Origin of the sequence: Skermanella aerolata KACC 11604, assembly GCF_000936425.1 — a bacterium.
Taxonomy (GTDB): Bacteria; Pseudomonadota; Alphaproteobacteria; order Azospirillales; family Azospirillaceae; genus Skermanella; species Skermanella aerolata.
This window is the reverse complement of record NZ_AVFK01000006.1, coordinates 46,489-63,505: the sequence shown is the minus strand read 5'-3', so window position 1 is coordinate 63,505 and position 17,017 is coordinate 46,489. Positions and strand designations below refer to the sequence as shown.

The 17,017-nt window shown below is 65.5% G+C and carries 15 protein-coding genes; 2 read left to right on the top strand and 13 right to left on the bottom strand.

Translation table 11 applies throughout. From position 1 onward, the window contains the following. Positions 1-25: 25 nt before the first annotated feature. The 6 genes from N826_RS09675 to N826_RS09650 form a co-directional block, all read right to left on the bottom strand. Positions 26-1,801, bottom strand: a complete 1,776-nt coding sequence (locus N826_RS09675) for an ABC transporter ATP-binding protein (RefSeq protein ID WP_147040373.1) — start codon at positions 1,799-1,801, stop codon at positions 26-28. Beyond that, on the bottom strand, positions 1,798-2,712 hold the full coding sequence (locus N826_RS09670) for an ABC transporter permease (RefSeq protein ID WP_244619497.1): 915 nt from the start codon (positions 2,710-2,712) through the stop codon (positions 1,798-1,800). Before N826_RS09670 ends, N826_RS09675 begins: the two co-directional genes overlap by 4 nt. Beyond that, a complete protein-coding gene (locus tag N826_RS09665; protein ID WP_044428090.1) occupies positions 2,709-3,650 on the bottom strand; it encodes an ABC transporter permease in 942 nt (313 codons plus the stop codon). The genes N826_RS09670 and N826_RS09665 overlap by 4 nt, the downstream gene beginning before the upstream one ends. Before the next feature lie 37 nt (positions 3,651-3,687). After that, complete coding sequence (locus N826_RS09660; RefSeq protein ID WP_211099247.1) at positions 3,688-5,235, bottom strand: ABC transporter substrate-binding protein; 1,548 nt, start codon at positions 5,233-5,235, stop codon at positions 3,688-3,690. 108 nt (positions 5,236-5,343) lie between these two features. Beyond that, on the bottom strand, positions 5,344-6,504 hold the full coding sequence (locus tag N826_RS09655) for an NAD(P)/FAD-dependent oxidoreductase (protein ID WP_044428087.1): 1,161 nt from the start codon (positions 6,502-6,504) through the stop codon (positions 5,344-5,346). A 16-nt stretch (positions 6,505-6,520) separates the two neighbouring features. Next, complete coding sequence (locus N826_RS09650) at positions 6,521-7,474, bottom strand: LysR family transcriptional regulator (protein ID WP_084720630.1); 954 nt, start codon at positions 7,472-7,474, stop codon at positions 6,521-6,523. Positions 7,475-7,680: 206 nt separating this feature from the next. Between N826_RS09650 and N826_RS09645 the strand changes: the two genes are divergently transcribed. Beyond that, positions 7,681-8,424, top strand: coding sequence for an IclR family transcriptional regulator (locus N826_RS09645; RefSeq protein ID WP_052830980.1), 744 nt, complete (start codon positions 7,681-7,683; stop codon positions 8,422-8,424). Positions 8,425-8,452: 28 nt separating this feature from the next. On the opposite strand, the gene N826_RS09640 is transcribed toward N826_RS09645, so the two are convergent. The 7 genes from N826_RS09640 to N826_RS09610 all read right to left on the bottom strand — a co-directional run bounded on the left by N826_RS09640 (position 8,453) and on the right by N826_RS09610 (position 15,976). Then, positions 8,453-9,832: a tetratricopeptide repeat protein gene (locus tag N826_RS09640; RefSeq protein ID WP_044428085.1), complete on the bottom strand. Its 1,380-nt coding sequence runs from the start codon at positions 9,830-9,832 to the stop codon at positions 8,453-8,455. Positions 9,833-9,884: 52 nt separating this feature from the next. Further along, on the bottom strand, positions 9,885-11,237 hold the full coding sequence (locus N826_RS09635; RefSeq protein WP_244619498.1) for an HlyD family type I secretion periplasmic adaptor subunit: 1,353 nt from the start codon (positions 11,235-11,237) through the stop codon (positions 9,885-9,887). Then, entirely contained in the window at positions 11,197-13,455 is a 2,259-nt protein-coding gene (locus N826_RS09630; protein ID WP_052830977.1) for a peptidase domain-containing ABC transporter, read from the bottom strand. Before N826_RS09630 ends, N826_RS09635 begins: the two co-directional genes overlap by 41 nt. Before the next feature lie 282 nt (positions 13,456-13,737). Further along, the gene (locus tag N826_RS09625) at positions 13,738-13,935 is read right to left on the bottom strand and encodes a hypothetical protein (protein ID WP_044428081.1); all 198 of its coding nucleotides are present in this window, start codon (positions 13,933-13,935) and stop codon (positions 13,738-13,740) included. Continuing rightward, positions 13,932-15,152, bottom strand: a complete 1,221-nt coding sequence (locus N826_RS09620) for a phage head spike fiber domain-containing protein (RefSeq protein WP_044428080.1) — start codon at positions 15,150-15,152, stop codon at positions 13,932-13,934. The genes N826_RS09625 and N826_RS09620 overlap by 4 nt, the downstream gene beginning before the upstream one ends. 1 nt (position 15,153) lies before the next feature. Then, positions 15,154-15,651, bottom strand: coding sequence for a hypothetical protein (locus N826_RS09615; RefSeq protein WP_044428078.1), 498 nt, complete (start codon positions 15,649-15,651; stop codon positions 15,154-15,156). Between the two features lie 4 nt (positions 15,652-15,655). After that, a complete protein-coding gene (locus N826_RS09610; protein ID WP_147040375.1) occupies positions 15,656-15,976 on the bottom strand; it encodes an NAD/NADP transhydrogenase alpha subunit-like protein in 321 nt (106 codons plus the stop codon). A gap of 336 nt (positions 15,977-16,312) precedes the next feature. Between N826_RS09610 and N826_RS39820 the strand changes: the two genes are divergently transcribed. Next, a complete protein-coding gene (locus N826_RS39820; RefSeq protein WP_169789316.1) occupies positions 16,313-16,972 on the top strand; it encodes an FkbM family methyltransferase in 660 nt (219 codons plus the stop codon). Positions 16,973-17,017 lie beyond the last annotated feature (45 nt).

Below are 17,017 nucleotides of genomic sequence, written 5' to 3'. Positions count from 1 at the left end.
CGATTCCTCCATCGGTTCTTTCAGGTCAAACGCTGGCCTGAACGAAATGGCCCGGCGTCACTTCGATGAAGTTCCGCGCATCCGGCGTGTGGTTCAGGGGCCGGATCGGGCTGCGCAACTCCTCGCCGAGGGGAGCGCGGTCAAGTGTCCGGCGACGTGGGTCGGGGACCGGAACGGCGGCGAGCAATCGGCGGGTGTAGTCGTGGCGCGGGTTGCCGATGACGTCGGCGCGGGGGCCGATCTCGACGATCTCGCCCAGGTACATCACGGCGACCCGGTGGCTTACCCGTTCGACCACCGCCATGTCGTGGCTGATGAACAGGTAGGCCAAGTTGAATTCGTCCTGAAGGTCGAGCAGCAGGTCGATCACCTGCGCCTTGATCGAGACGTCCAGGGCCGACACTGCCTCGTCCGCGATGACCAGCTTCGGCTGAAGCGCCAGGGCACGCGCGATGCACAGGCGCTGCCGCTGGCCGCCGCTGAATTCATGGGGGAAGCGGGTGGCGTGGACGGGTTCCAGCCCGACGCGCTGGAGCAGATAGGCCACCTTGTCGCGGACTTCGCGTTTGTTCGCGATGCCGTGCAGCAGCATCGGTTCCGCAATGGCGGAGCCGACCGTCTGGCGCGGGTCGAGCGAGCCGAAAGGGTCTTGGAAGATCATCTGGATCTTTCGCCGCGCCGCCTGGAGCGCCCGTTTGTCCAGCTTCAGGATGTCCTCCCCGTCGAAGCGGACCGAACCGGCGGCAGGCTCGACCAGCCGCAGGATGCTGCGGCCCGTCGTGGACTTGCCGCAGCCGGACTCGCCGACCAGCGCCAGGGTCTCGCCCTCCCGTACCGTAAACGAGACGCGCTCGACCGCGTGGACATTGCCGACCGTCCGGTTGAAGAAGCCGCCCTTGACCGGAAAGCGCGTGACGAGATCGCGGACTTCCAGGATCGGCTTACGCTCGAGTTTCGGGGCCTTGGTGCCGGCGGCGGCCTCGCCGAAGCGGCGCGGTCCGGTCGAACCCGCCATGTCGCCCAGGCGCGGCACCGCCGCCAGCAGCATCTTCGTATAAGGGTGCCGGGGTGCGCCGAAGACGCTCTCCGCCGTGCCGCTTTCGACCAGCCTGCCGTGCCGCATCACCAGCACGCGGTCGCTGATCTGAGCCACCACGCCCATGTCGTGGGTGATGAACAGGACGGCGGTTCCCGTCTCCCGCTGCAAGTCCCGCAGCAGGTCGAGGATCTGGGCCTGGACCGTGACGTCCAGGGCCGTCGTCGGCTCGTCCGCGATCAGCAGCTTGGGACGGCAGGCGAGAGCCATCGCGATCATGACCCGCTGCCGCATGCCGCCGGAGAAGGTGTGCGGGTGCTGGTTGAAGCGGCGCTTGGCGTCGGGGATGCGGACGCGGTCGAACAGGCGGAGCGCCTCCGCCTCGCAGTCCTTGTCGCTGCCCCGGCTGTGGTAGCGAAGCGCCTCCTTGACCTGGAAACCGACGGGCAGGACGGGGTTCAGGCTAGTCATCGGCTCCTGGAAGATCATGCTGACCTGACCGCCCCTGACTTCCCGCATCTGCGGTTCCGACAGCGGCAGGAGGTCGCGGCCGGCAAGCCGGATGCTACCGCTCATCCGGGCGGTGGACGGCAGCAGGCGCAGGATCGACAGGGCGGTGACGCTCTTGCCGGAGCCGGATTCGCCGACTACGGCGACGGTCTCGCCGGCATCGACCGAGAAGCTTAAGTCCTCGACGACGCTTCGCCCGCCGAACTCGATCCGCAGTCCGTCGACGGCTAGCACCGGTTCCACGGTTCCGGTCATGACTCGGTCCTCAGATTGGGGTCGATCGCGTCGCGCAAGCCGTCGCCGATCAGGTTGAGGGCCAGCACCAGGATCAGCACCGCGAGGCTGGGGAACAGGGCCAGCGCGTAGCTATCGAGTATGTTCTCGAAGCCCTCGCGCACCATGCCGCCCCAGGTAGGCGTAGGCGGTGCGACGCTGAGACCGATGAAGGCGAGCGAGGCTTCGACCCGGACGGCGGTCGCCATCCAGAGCGACGCCATCACCAGCACGTCGGGGACGATGTTGGGCAGCAGGTGGCGGAACATGATCCTGCTGTCGGAATAACCCAGCGCCCGCCCGGCCTGGACGAATTCCCGCTCCCGCAGGGCAATCGTCGGCGCCCGCGCGATGCGAGCAAAGGCGGGAATCGCCGTAAAGGCGATGGCGAGGATCAGGTTGGTGACGCTGGCGCCCAGCATCGCGACCAGGATCAGGCCGAGGATCAGCGACGGGAACGCCAGGATCACGTCCATCACCTGCATGATGACGATGTCCAGCTTGCCGCCGAAATAGCCGGAAACCAGCCCGATCAGCGTGCCGACCACCACCGCCAGCAGGATCGACAGCAATCCGATCAGCAGCGACAGCCGCGCGCCATACAGAATGCGCGACAGGGTGTCGCGGCCATAATAGTCGGTGCCGAGCCAGTGCAGGGCCGACGACGGCTGGAGCGATTCGAGGATGTTTTGCTCGAGCGGATCGTAGGGGGCGATCCAGGGCGCCAGCAGCGCCGACAGGACGATTATCAATAGCGCGATGGCGCCGATAGATGTCGTGGCGTTCATCCGGAAGGCGCGGGCGGTGGCGCGCCACGCCATCGTCGCGACGGCGCCCAGTTCCGATTGTCCGAAGCGGGCGGGGGCCATGCGTTTCTCCGTGCTGCCGGTCATCGGTACTGCACCCTGGGATCGACCAGCCCATAGACGAGGTCGGTGAGGAGGTTAACGACGACGACGATGAAGGTGTAGATCACCATCATGCCCTGAAGCATCGTGTAGTCCCGCTGCCCCAGCGCCCCGACGATCAGCTTGCCCAGGCCCGGCCGGTTGAAGACGATCTCGGTCAGCACCGAATTGCCGATCAGGATGCCGAGGTAGAGACCGACGACGGTGACGACCGGGATCAACGAGTTGCGGAAGGCGTGCCGCCAGACCACGACGTTGTTCGGGACGCCCTTGGCCCGCGCCGTCCGGACGTAGTCCTGGCTCAGCACCTCCAGCATGGCCGACCGCGTGACGCGGGTGATGTAGGCCGCCATGATCAGGCCTAGATTGACGGCGGGCAGCGCCAAGTCGCGCAGCTTGCCGCCCAGACTGGTGTCCTGGCCCGAGCTGATCACCGGAAACCAGCGGAACTGGATCGCGAACAGCAGGAGCAGGATCACCGCCGAGACGAAGGCCGGGGCCGACAGCCCCAGCAGCGAGACGATGCGCGTCAGGTAGTCGGGAATGCGGTTGCGGTTGACCGCCGCCCAGATGCCCATGGGCACGCCGAAGGCGAGGCCGAGGATCAGCGCCGCTACCGTCAACTCGATCGTGTAGGGCAGCACGTTGAGGACTTCCGCCACCACCGGCCTGCCGGTCGCCATCGAGACGCCCCAGTCGCCCCGGACCACGCCGCCCAGGAAATCGAGGTACTGGAACACCATCGGCTGGTCGAGGCCGAGCTTCTGGCGCATGGCCTCGATGCTGGCGGCACTCGCCTGATCGCCCAGCACGACGGAGGCCGGGTCGCCGGGCAGCACCCGCACGATGAAGAAGACCAGCGTGAGCACCGCGAACAGCGTGATGACGGCGAAGCCGATCCTCTTCAGGATGAAGGCTGTCATTGTCGGTTCCTGGATTTTCGGTTCCTGGATGCGGAGGTCAGTTCACGAAGCGGGTCTTCTCGGTGACCGGCGGGATCAGGCTGAGCGAGCCTTCGACCGGGTAGCCGAAGTCCAGGCTTTCCTTCCAGGCCCAGGCCTGGAGCATTTCGAACACCGGGACCGAGCAGACCTGATCGACGATCTTGCGCTGGGCCTCGGCCCACAGGGCCTTCTGCTTGTCGGCGTCGGTCTCCGTCCGGGCGGCCTTGATCTCCGCGTCGGCGACGCCGCAATGGGAGAAGTTGGTGACGGCGGACGGCTTGCCGACGATGGCATCGGATTCGTAGAACTGCGTCAGGTAGGTGTCGGCGACCGGGAAGCGGGCGGCGGCGTAGAGCACGACCTGCGACAGGTCCTGACGGATCTGCGAATGGAAGGTCGGGTGATCGACCGGGGCCAGGTTGAGCGTGATGCCGGATGCCTTCAACTGCGCCTGAACAGCCTGCATCGTGTTCATCATGGAGGGCAGAGTGGTCTGGATGGCGTTGATCGTGACGCCGTCGGGATAGCCCGCCTCGGCCAGCAGCTTCTTCGCCTTGTCGGGGCTGTAGTCGGCCAAACCGACGCTCTCGTGGCCCAGATAGCCCTGCGGTACGACGCTGTCGGCTTCGCGCGCGATCTCCTGCCCCTTGTATTTGGCGAGCGCGGGGCGCTGGACGGCATGGGCGATGGCCTGCCGGACACGGACGTCGTCGAGCGGCTTCTGCGTCATGTTGAGGTGGACGTTGTACAGCTCGCCCGGTCCGAAGACGCCGACCTTGGAATTGGGAAGCTGGCGCATCCGCTTGATCCAGTTGTCGTCCTGCCGGCCGTAGGACAGGTCGATCTCGCCGGACTGATAGGCCAGGTCGCGGCTGGCGTCGGACAGGATGTAGCGGTAGGTGATTTCCTTGATCTGCGGCGATCCCCGGAAATAGGCCTCGTTCGCCTTCAGCTTGACGAACTGCTGCGGCTGGTATTCGACGAACTCGAACGGTCCAGTCCCGGCCGGCTTGCGGGCGAAGCCGTCGCCGGCCTGCTCGGCCGCCGCCTTGCAGACGATGTTGCCGCCGTGGTAGGGCACCAGCAGTCCCAGCAATCCTGGCACCGGCTTCGACAGCGTGATCTTGACGGTCTTCGGATCGACCGCCTCGACCGCCTGGAAGGCGGAATATTCGGCGAAGAAGCTGGACTTGTCCTTGGATGCCGCGCGCTTCAGCGAATAGACGACATCGTCGGCGGTCAGCTTGCCGCCACCGTGGCACTGGACGTCGTCGCGCAGGGTGAAGGTCCAGGACAGCTTATCGTCGGAACTGGTCCAGCTCGTCGCCAGATCCGGCTCGACCGCCTCGGGGTTGGCCTTGCCCGGCGTGATGCGGACGAGGCCGTTGAAGATCATCGACACCACCCCGATATCCGGCGTCGCCGTGGCGCGATGGGGGTCGAGCGTGCCGAGATCGTTGCCGGCCGCCGCGATGCGGAGATGGGTGCCTTGGGCATGGGCGCCGGTGCTGCCGAGTAGACCTGCGAGCAGGGCGGTACAGAGGATGAGCTGAAAGTTCTTCACGGATAACCTTCCCTGTCTGGAAGAAGTGCCGGATGCGGTTGTTTTGGTGTCTCTTCCGCTTGGTCCGGTTTTGCGTCTTATTGTTGATGGAATGCGCGGCTGGTCGGTTCAGCCGTGCAGGCTCAGGGGTTCGAAGGCGACCTGCTTGCGATCGGTGAAGCGGTCGAGGGCGAAGGGAGTGATCGGGAATGGCGTCCGCCGCGTTTCCACGAGGTCGGCGACGATCGTTCCGGTCACGGGACCTAAGCAAAAGCCGTGCCCGGAGAAGCCCATGGCGACGGTCAGGCCGTCCAACCCGGCCGGCGAGTCGATCACGGGAAGGCCGTCGGGCGTCAGGTCGATCAGGCCGGCCCATGTCTCGTCCATGCGGGCGTCCTTGAAGGCGGGGACCACCTCGCCGAACAGGCGGACCACCTCGGCGATGCTGCGCATGGTCGGACGTACCGCCGGTCTCGGTCCATCGTGATCGATGTCGCCATGCCATGTTTCCAGGCCGCTGGTGACGCGGAAACGGCCGTCAACTTCCTGCCGTCCGGCGCAGTCGGCGTTGGCGACGCCGATCACCGGTCCCAGCGCCGCCGGCATCGGGACCGAGCGGAGTACGGTGACCATCGGGACCTGGAGGGGCACGGCCAGCCCGAGCGGTTCGAGCAGCTCGTTGCCGAAGATGCCGGCGCAGACGACGACGTGGCTTGCTGCGATCATGCCGGCATCGGTGGCGATACCGGTGACGTGGCCTTCGACGGTTTCGATCCGGCGCACTTGTTCGCCGAACCGCATCTCGACGCCCAATCTTTGCGCAGCCGCGACATAGGAGAGCACTGTCGCGCGCGGATCGGCGGAGCCGTCGCTGGGGCACCAGGAGGCGGCCATGACCCGGTCCGACACTGCGGGAGCGACGGCCTGGATATCGGCCGTGTCGGTGAGCAGCGCAACGTCCAGTCCGGCGGCCGACTGCTGCTCGACCAGGCTGCGGATGACGGGCACTTCCTCGGCGGTCCGCGCGAGGCGGAGGTTGCCGTTGCGGCGGTAGCGGGTTTCGCCCTCCAGTTCATCGGCCAGCCCGGCCCAGCGCTGAACGGCGGCGGTCGCCAGCGGCAGTTCGGCGGGATGGCGGCCCGACTGCCGGACGCCGGCGAGCGTCCAGCCCGACGCCATGGCGGCCGGCGAGTAGCGGTCCAGCAAGGTCACACGGAAGCCCCGCCTAGCAAGTTCGTAGGCGCTCGCGGCTCCGCTGATCCCGGCGCCGACGACGACGACATCGGTCATGAATGTTATCCAGTCTTCAGGCGGTCATCAGGATTTCAGGCGCTGCCTTCGGCGGCGGGGCGAAGACGGGTTCCGCCGGCGTGCCGAGGGCGCGCACCTGACGCTTGACCAGGCGCGCCAGCTCGCCCATGCCGGACGTGACGCTTCGGTTGCTGGGGATGGCCAGAACCAGCGAGCGCTCCAGGAAAGGTTCGACGATCAGCGAACTGACCAGCTTTCCCGCTTCCAGCTCGGCCTGGACGGCGCTTGCGGGAAGGATCGTGTGGCCCATGTCGCCCTCGACCAGCCGCAGCATGGAGGAGATCGAGTCGCATTCGGCGCGGATGTTCAGGTGCAGTCCCTGGCGGGTGGCCCAGGTTTCGACCTGCTGGCGCAACCCGTTGTGGCGGCTCGGCAGCACCAGGGGAAGCTCGGCCAAAGCCGCGGCCGGCGTCTGTGGCGGCAGGCAGCCGCGCTCCGCCGGGGCGATCAGGTGCATCCGCTCGGTCATCAGCGGTTCGGCGTTGAGCCGCTGGGTCGCTTCGTTGGCGTAGAGGATGGCGAGGTCGATGGCTCCGCTGGATAGCCATTCCAGCAGATGGACGTTGAAGGCCTCGGTGAAGCGCAGCTTGATATCGGGGAATCTGGCATAGACGGTGCGAGCGAGCGGTACCGTGAGGACGCGGGCGACGCTGGGCGGCATCCCGATGGCGGCGCTGTCGATGCCGCCCTTGCACAGGTTGAGCATTTCGCTGCGGGCTTCGGCAAGCTGCTCGAGGATGGCGGTGGCGCGGGCGTAAAGCCGCTCGCCGGCTTCGGTCAGGACGACGCCGCGCCCGTTCCGGTAAAGTAATGAGACACGCAGATCCGTCTCCAGATCGCGGACATGCCGGCTCAGCACAGGTTGAGTCTTGCCAAGCTTGATAGCTGCTTGAGAAAAGCTCCCGGCTTCGACTACCTTTACGAAGTACTCAATGTCTCTCTGATTCATGACCCCTCACGTTCATCAGAGGGTAAACCTGCACAGGATCTACCTCTTATTTGAGCAGCGGGGAATAGGTCGGCAGGAAAGCCATGGAGTATTGGGAGCTTCCTGCCAGTTCCGGTGCTGGCCCAAGCTCATCGCGTTTCCGCTTGCCGGTCAATAGAATTCTTATTATCAGAGTATAGAAAGAACTCTGTTCGGATAATTAGAACATGACGGGACTTAGTTCATCGACAAATGCCGAACGTGCGGCCTCGGTACTGCTGGTCCTGGGAGAAGCAGGTTCCGAAGGGCTTGCTCTGAAGGACATCGCGGGCCGCATGGGTGAGCAGAAACCCGCCGTCCACCGCACCCTGATGGCGCTGGCGAAGCACGGCTTCGTCGAGCAGTCGCAGAACCGGGGCAACTATCGGCTCGGCCCCTCGATCTATGCGCTGGCATGCCGCCAGAACACCGCGGCGGAAAAGGTCCGCAAATGGCGTCCGGCCCTGATGGCGCTGGCCGAGCGCCTGGGCCATTGTATCTACCTGATGGAGCGCGCTGGCACGGATGCCGTCGTCCTCGACATGCAGATGGGCACGGCACCGATCCAGGCGCTGACCAACGGAGTCGGCGGACGCCTGCCGATGGGGCTGGGGCCGGGCAGCGCCAGCATCCTCGCGATGCAGGACGCGGGCACCCGCGACTTCATCCTCAAGGCCAATATCGACCGCTTCGTCCAGCGCAACGTCGATCTCGACATGGTCCACCGGATGGTCGGCCGTGCGGTCGAGACGGGGTACGGCCTCGACCTTGGCGAGATCATCCCCGGTTGCGGTGGGATCGCCGTACCGATCCGGGAACGGGGCGGCGGAACGACGACCGCGATCTCCACGGCGATGCCGCTCTCCTTCCTCAGTCCGGAAAACATCGAGCTGGTGCTGCGGGAGATCAGGGCGGTGATCGCCGCCGGCTGAGTGCCGCCTGCAACACGGGGGGAACGGGCTATCCGGCATCGGGGAGGCCGTCGAGGAGCCGGAGACGCGCCTGAGCTTCCGGATGGCCGAGTTCCGCCGCCCGGCGAAACCAGTCCACGGCATCCATCCCCTCCGGCGCTTCGCCGCCGTTTTGCTCAAGGTGCAGTCCAAGTTCGTACTGCGCGTTGGCATTGTCCTGCCCGGAGGCTCGCGTCAGCCACAGGACGGCTTTGGCCGGGTCGGCCGGGATGCCGCGGCCGGCAAGCAGCAGGCGCGCCAGGATCAGCTGCCCTCCCGCATGGCCGGCTTCGGCCGCACGCCGGAACCACAGCGCCGCTTCCTCCGGCTCCTTCGGACGGCCCGGTCCACCGGAAGCCATGATCCGGCCGAGCGCCATCATCGCCGAGGTACTGCCCCGACCGGCGGCTTTCCGGAACCAGGTCTCCGCCTCGCGCGTGTCGGCGACGCCGCCCTGGGTATCGGCGTGGAGGCGTCCCAGCGCCATCATCGCGGCGATGTCGTCCTGAAGGGCGGCCCGGCGGAGCCAGGTTTCGGCGGTGTCCGGGGAGCGGTCCACTCCCTCACCCTCGAGGTACGCCAGTCCAAGCCTGTACTGCCCCTGGGCGTAGCCCGCTTCCGCCGACTGGCGGAACCAGCCGAGGGCGCTCGCGCAGTCGCGCGGTACGCCATGGCCGGTCCTGTGGAGGTCTCCCAGTTCGCAACTGGCGCGGGCGTTCCCGGCTTCCGCCGCAAAGCGGAAATGCTCCGCCGCGGTGGCGAAGTCGCCGGATTGCCGCGCCATGAGGCCGAGGCCGAGATGGCCCGCCGGTTCGTCCTGGCCGGCGGCTGCGCCGAACCACCGTCCGGCCTGACCGAGGTCCCGGTCCACCCCCCGTCCATCGAGATAGAAGGACGCCAGCAGAGCCTGCGCCTTGGGATGGCCGCTGGTCGCCGCCACGGTCGCCCAGCGGACCGCTTCCGGCAGGTTGCGTTCGAGGCGCAGCCCGTTGGGATACATCAGCCGGAAATGCCGGTCGGCCGCGGCCTGGTCGGCTTGAGCCGCCGCCTGATACCAGCGTGTTTCGGCATCGTCGTGGCTGCCCTTGCCGGAGCCAAGGGCAAGCATCAGGCTGAGTTCGTATTGCGCGCGCAGGTGGCCGGCCTCGGCGGCCAGCCGGCACCAGTGCGCCGAGTCGGCCAGATTGCGGCGCACGCCCCGCCCGAGACGGAGCAGCGTCGCGAGCCGGACCCGAGCTTCCGGATCCCCCCGCTCGGCGGCGGTCATGAAACCCTTGACCGCCTTGCGGTGGTCGCCGCGGGCTTCGGCCCTGGCCGACCGCGCCACGAGGCGTTTCGTCCAGAACCGGGGCGCGATCCAGCCGGTCATGCGTGTCAGGAGCTTGCCCATGCTCTCCCGTCCGCAATCGGATCGTCGTTCCTGCCGTCGCCCGCCGTATCGATCAAGGGTCGCGCATCCCTTCGTTCAGGTTGCGGAGCAGCCCGCGCACGAGATAGGACAGGACCGTCCGCGAACCGATCCGGATATTGGCCGAGAGCGGCATGCCGGGAATCAGCCGGAAATTGTCGGGGACGTTCTTCAAGGCGGTCGAGGCCAGCTGGATCCGGGCCTTGTAGAACGGGATCGTCGATCCTGGCGGGATGAAGGTGTCTTCGCTGATGAAGCGGACCGATCCGGTGGCCCAGCCGTGCTTGAGGTAGTCGTAAGCCTCGAACTTGACGTTGGCCGGATCGCCGGCCTGGGCGAAGCCGATGTCCCGCGTATTGATCAGCACCTCGGCTTCCAGCGGTTCGTTCAGCGGCACCAGCGTATAGAGCGGTTCGGCGTTCTGGACGACCGACCCGACGGAAAGCTTCGCCATTTCCAGGACGAAGGCGTCCTCGGGCGCCACGAGGCGGACTAGATCCTGCCGCTTGGAAGCCTTGGCCATCTGCTCGCGCGCCATGTCCAGCGCGTTCTGCCGGGTGACCAGATCCTGGAAGATCTGGGAGCGCCACTGGTTGACGTAGACTTCCCGGGCGGCTTTCAGCGATTCCAGGTCGTGCCGGTTCTGCTGGATGACGTTGCCGATCGAGGCGAGATCCATCGACACCTTGAGGCGGTCGTCGCTGGCGACGAGATAATTGAGCCGGCTGCCCGACTGGGTCTTTTCCAGCGAGGACCGCATCTGCTCGATCTCGGCCAGCAGCTTCAACCTGGCCGACAGGTGCTCCACGTCTTTTTCGCCGCGCCGCATGGCGGCGGCCATGCTCTCGATCTTCTGGTCGTAGTCCTGGATCTGGTACTTGAACTGCGCCTTGCGCTGGTTCCACAAGGCGAGCTGGAGCGAGCAGTAGGTTTCGCTGGCTCCGGGCTGCGGCGCGAACGGCGTCTGGTCGCGTTCCGCCGTCAGTCGGGCGATCTCGCACTGGAGACTGCCGAGCTGCTGTTCCAGCTGGGCGACGTCGGCCGCCGTGAAGGTCTGGTCGAGGGTCGCCAGCACGGTGCCGGCGCGGACGAAATCGCCGACGCGCGCGGTCAGGCTGTGGATGATCGAATCGTCGAGCGGCTGGATCACGATGGTCGGCGCCGTCGAAACCAGATGCCCCGAGGTATCGACCATGCGGTCGACATGGGTGACCGACGCGATGGCCATGGCCGCCGCGAACATGAAGGCGATGGTGTGGAGCGTCAGGCGCGCGGATACCGGATCGGGAGCGCCCTCGATCTCGGCCGATTCCGACTGGAAGTCGTTGACGAGCTGCCGCGCGGCGTTACGCTGCCGGCGGGCTGATCGAAACATACCCGGTGCCACGGCTTGTCTCCTGGCCAGGATGGCCGTTCTGTTGGCCAAGATGGCCGTTCTGTTGAGTCCACAGGTCCCGGTAGAGCCGGCAATCGGCAAGCAGTTCCTGATGCCTGCCCAGCGCTGCCGGACGGCCGCGTTCGAGGACGAGGATCGCGTCGGACGAGACCAGCGACGCCAGCCGGTGCGAGATGATGATGACTGTCCGCCCGAAGGCGATCCGCTTCAGGTTTGCGCTCAGGATCGCCTCGCTCTCGGGGTCGAGCGCGCTGGTCGCTTCGTCCAGGATGAGGATCCTGGGATTGGTCAGCAGGGCGCGGGCGATCGCGATGCGCTGGCGCTGACCGCCCGACAGGTTGGCGGCGCCTTCCTCGATCATGGTGTCGAAGCCGCGCGGCAGCCGCTCGATGAACTCCTCGGCCCCGGCAAGGCGCGCCGCGGCCGCGACGTCTTCCAGGGTGCAGCTCGGCTTGGCGATGCCGATGTTCTCCCGGATCGTCCCGCGGAACAGGAAGCTGTCCTGGAGGACGACCCCGATGCTGGAGCGGAGATGGGTCAGGTCGAACTGCCGGATGTCGATGCCGTCGAACTTGATCAGCCCGCCGTAATCCGCGTGCAATCCCTGGAGCAGGCGGGTGACCGTGGTCTTGCCGGAGCCGCTGCGCCCGACGATGCCGATGGTCGATCCGGACGGGATCAGCAGGTCGAGACCGTCGATGGCCGGAACGACGGTGCCGGGATAGCGGAAACCGACGTCCATCAATTCGATCGTCCCCTTCAGGGGAGTGAGGACGCCGGTGCCGGAGAGCCCTTCCTCCGCCGGATGGTCGACGACCGACGCGATGGTCGCGATCGAGCCGCGGGCCTCGTGGTAGCGCTCGACCAGCTTGGCGATGCCCAGCAGCGGACCCATCGTGCGGCCGGTGAGCAGGGCGAAGGCGATCAGCGAACTCATGTCGAAAGGCGAGTCGCCGCCCAGGATCATATAGGCGGCGACGGTCAGCACGGTGATCGGCAGCAGGCTCTCCAGCGGCGCCATCACCGTCTTCATGGAGTTCTGAACCCGGCCGAAGGCGATCCGCTCCCGTGCGGTGCGCGCCACGAGGAGGTCCCAGAGGGTGCGCTGCCGGGCGTCGAGGGCCAGCGTCTTGACCGTGCGCATGCCGTGGACCGTTTCGACCAGATGGGAGTACTGGTCGCGCTCGGCGCGGACCAGTCTTTCGTGCCGCCGGTTCAGTTCCGGCATGAAGGCGAGGTTCGCCAGCAGGATCGCGGCGCAGCCGGCCAGCACCAGCAGCGACAGCGGCGTGCTGACGAAGAACAGGACCGGTATGAAGACGATCAGGCAGACCCCGTCGAGAAGCGTCCCGAACACGCTGTTGAGCAGGAAACCGCGGATCCGGCCGATCTCGCCGAGCTTGGAGGTAACTTGCCCGGTCGACGTAGTCTCGAAGAAACCGATCGGCAGCCTCAGCATCCGGTCGAACACATGGTGTCCCATGCGGATATCGGCCTTGGACACGATGTGCAGGATTATGTGTCTGCGCATCGCGCCGAGGATAGTGTCGAAGACGACGACGAAGACGAACCCGGCGACCAGCAGGTTCAGGGTGTCGAGGCTGTTGCGGGGCAGCACGATCCGGAACAGCAGCGACCAGTAGATGATGGGCGCCACCGCGAAGGCGCTGATGAACAGGCTGCCGAGCAGGATGTCGCGGATCAGGTGGCTGTCCCGGAGGATCTGTCCGACGACCCAGCGCATCCCGAACGGCTGGCCGGCATCCGAAACCTTGTGCTGCCGCTTGACCAGCAGGACAGCACCGTCCCAGACCGCTCTGAGACGCGCTTCGTCGAGCACCAGCACGGCATCGGGTGCGGCCAGCGGGTCGCGGAGGATCACGAGGTCGCCCTGGGGCGATGTCCGGACCTCCGCGATCACCATGTAGCCGCCGCTGCGCAACCGGACGATCGCTGGCAGCGCCTTGCCCAGGCCGGCCAGCTGGTCCCATTGCATCCGGGCCGGCGCGGCACGGAAGCCGTTGGCCCTGGCGATCTTCGCCAGCTGCGCCATGGAGACCTCGTGGTCGCCCAGGAAATTGTCGCGCACGAGCTGATCGAGGGAAAGATGGATGCCGCGATGCCGTACCACGTCGATGAGCGTCAGCAGGCCGCTATGAGAACAGGATACTTGATGCGCACCGGCTGGGGCGGAAGGCAACTTCAACATGAGACGGCAAGGTCTCCCCGGACAGCTTCAAGTGGTGACGGAACTCCAGCCGGCAGCATCATACGAATCGATTAATGATCTATTACTTGCCCATACTTTCGGTGGAGTACAAAGGTGGAGGGGGATAGTTCAAGATACTCGGGTAACGCGATGATGACACCCTCTACCAGGACGTAAATGTAATCAATTGTCATCATGGACAGGCTAAGATTGCGTATCGCCGCCGGCAGTCCGGGAGCGGGTGGAACGCCGCTCCCGGACTGCCGACTTGCCCAAACCCGATTAAGCCCAGACCCCAAGCACGAGCGAACTCAATTCGAGCCCGGTTTCGGAAAGGCCGGCAGGCATGCCGAGTGCCGTGTCCGCCCGTATGCAGACATAGGCGATGCCGTCGAGAATGCGCGGTCCGATGATGTCGGGCAGGCCCAGTACGGCGGCGGCGACGGCTTCGGGCGAGCCGTGCCAGTGGTGATCGATCATGACGTGATCCTTCCGAGGATGGCGGTTTCGAGCGCGCGCGGGTAGTAGGCGATGCGACGGATATTGCCGTTGAGGTTGCGGGCACCATCCCACCGGTCGCCGACGCGCAGGCTGGTGACCGGCGGGGCCACGGTCGAGGTATCCGCCTGGACCGTGGTCCCGCCGGCGCAGAACGCCGACGCGCCGGCTGCCCAGGCGATGGCCGCGCGCTGGACGGTATCGGGGGCACCGCCGGCAGCCCCGAACTGCGCCTGCACATTGCCGTCGCTGTAGATCTGCCCAAGCGGCGTCGCGGCCCCTGCCTGATAGATCTCGATCAGATTGGCGTTGCTGCCGTTGCTGAGGCTGGCGGCACGCCCCTGCTGGCTGTTCGTGCCCGCCGACCTGAGAAACTCCGCGAACAACGTACCCTCGGCGGAGTCGTAGCCGAACGCGCCGAGGGAAATGCTGCACGTGTCGGCGGCGCGGGTCGCCGATGCCGAGGTGGTGGGTATGTAGCTTGTCGCGAAGGAGCCGGCTTCCAACTGGGCGCCGAACGCAAGGACATTGCCGGTCGCCGAGGTGCCCTGGCCGGCGGGGAAGATGTAGGGCAGCACCTGGGTCCGCGACGTGTTCGCCACCCCCATGACCGCCCGGTACCAGCCACCCCCGATGTTTTGCAGGCTCGGGGAGAAGGCATGCGTCCCTTTCTTGACGGATATGCCGGCCGTCGCCCAGGTCACCCGGGCATCGTATTCGCTGCCGCCCACGAACGACAGGCGGATATCCGTCACGGCGGACGAGCCGGCCTTGAGATGGATCGAGTAGGCGTAGACGGTGGTGTCCGCGGGGATGGCAACGATCAGCGCACCCCGGCCTTCGGCGACGCCGGCGCCGAGAAGCCATGCGTCGTTCGACCCGCTCGGTGCCGTCCCCGACGAACCGGTCACGGACAGGCCGCTGTTCGACCATGCGGAGAAGGTGTTGCTGTTGAGCAGGAGGTTGGTCCGCTGCTCCTCCACCAGAAGCCCGCGCGAAGCCAGCGTCGCCGGATCGTAGTCGAAGCGCGGCGTATTGGCGGCATACTGGCTAAGCGTTCCCGTCTGGTTGAATGCCCAGGCGGAGGAGGCGCGGGTGAAGGTTTCGATGCCGGATAGGGCACCGGTGGCGGCGTAGTTCAGATCGAGGTTCGGGATTGGGTATCTGCCCGCCGAAAGGGCCGTGGACCGCCGGAACATGTCAGACCCCCTGCCAGATCTTGGCGGCGTACCAGCAGGTGGAACCGGCCCGGCGGCGGAAGACGAAATGGGTTTCCTTCGCGGCGGCGGCGGCTATGGCCGGCGCAACCGCCGAATAGTCCCACTCGATCGTATCGCCGGACCCTGCGGCCCAGGCGACCGTCCTGCCGCCCGTGCCGTCCTGCACCAATTCCACTTCCAGCGTCGTACGGGCGTTGGCCGGGAGTACGGACATCGCGGGCAGCGTCAGGGTAGCGTTGCCGGTCAAACGGACCCGCAAGACGGCGCTCGAGGCGGGAAGGGTCAAGGCCGCTCCGCTGTCCATCTGCGCTGCCGCGACGACGCTGGGGAATGCATCGACCGTCAGCCCGCTCCCGAAGGAGGCGGTTCCCGAGACGGTGAGGGAGGCGAAGGCGGCGCTGCCGGTGAAGGTCGGATCCGCCCGCGGCGCAAGATCGGAGAAGTCCAGCTGGGAAGGGCTGTGAAATACGCTGGTCATGGCGTCACCCGTAGAACGAAATGCTGACGGAGCAAGCCGAGGATGCCACCAGCCCCAGCGTCTGGCCGGGACGCACGGCACGTCCGGAGGGATTCAGTTCCGGAGCCGTGCCGTCCAGAATGTCGGCGGCGGGAACGGCGGGAGCGCCGGTCGAACCCAGCCAGAAGTTTCCCGTCGCCGAGAACAAGGCGACCCTTGCGTCTGCGGGAACCGTCACGGTCTTGGCTGTTCCGGGGGGCAGGACGAGTGCCAGGACGTAATTCGGACTGGGTATTACGTTGGTACTCTTTCCCATGACATCGGTAAGGGTCTGAAAAGACTGCATTTTGAATTCTTCTTTCTTCTGCAAAAGGTCAAGCGATCGCGGGCACGCGGAGTTCATCTTTCGTTCCCACAAGATGGACTATAATAGGAATATTTACTAATACAAGAGATGATTGTCCCTATAAGGCTCAGCGCGTGTGCCCCGGTGTTGCATAACGCCTTATGAAGCAGGAGCGGAGAAAACATACTCGTTTATATATTCCGCATGATGAGGAGGATTATCATAGAGTGTGCCCTTGACATTCCGGTCGACATCGGTCGCTCTTCAGGTTTCGCCCCCATCGGCTACTACGATGGTGTTCCGCAATGCTCTGCCAGCGGTCAATGTGAGACACATATGAGTTCATCGACGGGTGAAAGAGCGATGCCTTCCACAGAAGTCACGACTGAAAAGTTGCGGCTCAAGCAGGTCGCCCGAAATAAGTTCTCCGATGTTTGCGCCAAACTCGGCCCTGACGATATTGCCCTGGACTGCGGAGCCAATGTCGGAGAGTTCACCGAAATTCTGGCGCAGACCGGTTGCCGGGTCTTCGCCTTCGAGCCCGACCCGTTTGCCTTCGCCAGACTGACAGAACGCATGGGCGGAATGCCGAACGTCCAGTTGTTCAATGCGGCCGTCTCGATATCGGATGGGGTTGCACGGCTCTATTTCCACCGCGACCGGGCGAAGGATGTCGAGACGATGTCCCAGGGATCTTCGCTCCTGCCCGAAAAGCCGAATGTAAGTAAGAATTCCTATAAGGATGTTCAGGTCATCGACGTCGTTGCCTTCGTTTCAAAGCTGGACCGTCCGGTTTCCTTGTTCAAGCTCGACGTGGAAGGAGAGGAGGCCAGAATCCTCGAGGGACTTCTGAACACCAACGTCATCGACAGGATCGGCCATATGTTCGTCGAGACCCATGAGCACAAGATCGACTCGATCCGCAAAAAGATCGAATGGGTGCGACAAAACATTCGCCAGCGCGGGCTTGTTAACATCGATCTGAACTGGCGATAATTTAACGCCTCTAATGTCGAATATTTGTCTATGAGTTATTTTGAG

Bases quoted from the DNA above. Each gene is read 5' to 3' on its own strand.
- N826_RS09670 (WP_244619497.1), bottom strand. From the start codon at position 2,712: ATGACCGGCAGCACGGAGAAACGCATGGCCCCCGCCCGCTTCGGACAA.
- N826_RS09640 (WP_044428085.1), bottom strand. From the start codon at position 9,832: ATGGGCAAGCTCCTGACACGCATGACCGGCTGGATCGCGCCCCGGTTC.
- N826_RS09615 (WP_044428078.1), bottom strand. From the start codon at position 15,651: ATGACCAGCGTATTTCACAGCCCTTCCCAGCTGGACTTCTCCGATCTT.
- N826_RS09655 (WP_044428087.1), bottom strand. From the start codon at position 6,504: ATGACCGATGTCGTCGTCGTCGGCGCCGGGATCAGCGGAGCCGCGAGC.
- N826_RS09620 (WP_044428080.1), bottom strand. From the start codon at position 15,152: ATGTTCCGGCGGTCCACGGCCCTTTCGGCGGGCAGATACCCAATCCCG.
- N826_RS09665 (WP_044428090.1), bottom strand. From the start codon at position 3,650: ATGACAGCCTTCATCCTGAAGAGGATCGGCTTCGCCGTCATCACGCTG.
- N826_RS09630 (WP_052830977.1), bottom strand. From the start codon at position 13,455: ATGTTGAAGTTGCCTTCCGCCCCAGCCGGTGCGCATCAAGTATCCTGT.
- N826_RS09645 (WP_052830980.1), top strand. From the start codon at position 7,681: ATGACGGGACTTAGTTCATCGACAAATGCCGAACGTGCGGCCTCGGTA.
- N826_RS09625 (WP_044428081.1), bottom strand. From the start codon at position 13,935: ATGATCGATCACCACTGGCACGGCTCGCCCGAAGCCGTCGCCGCCGCC.
- N826_RS39820 (WP_169789316.1), top strand. From the start codon at position 16,313: ATGAGTTCATCGACGGGTGAAAGAGCGATGCCTTCCACAGAAGTCACG.
- N826_RS09610 (WP_147040375.1), bottom strand. From the start codon at position 15,976: ATGCAGTCTTTTCAGACCCTTACCGATGTCATGGGAAAGAGTACCAAC.
- N826_RS09675 (WP_147040373.1), bottom strand. From the start codon at position 1,801: ATGACCGGAACCGTGGAACCGGTGCTAGCCGTCGACGGACTGCGGATC.
- N826_RS09650 (WP_084720630.1), bottom strand. From the start codon at position 7,474: ATGAATCAGAGAGACATTGAGTACTTCGTAAAGGTAGTCGAAGCCGGG.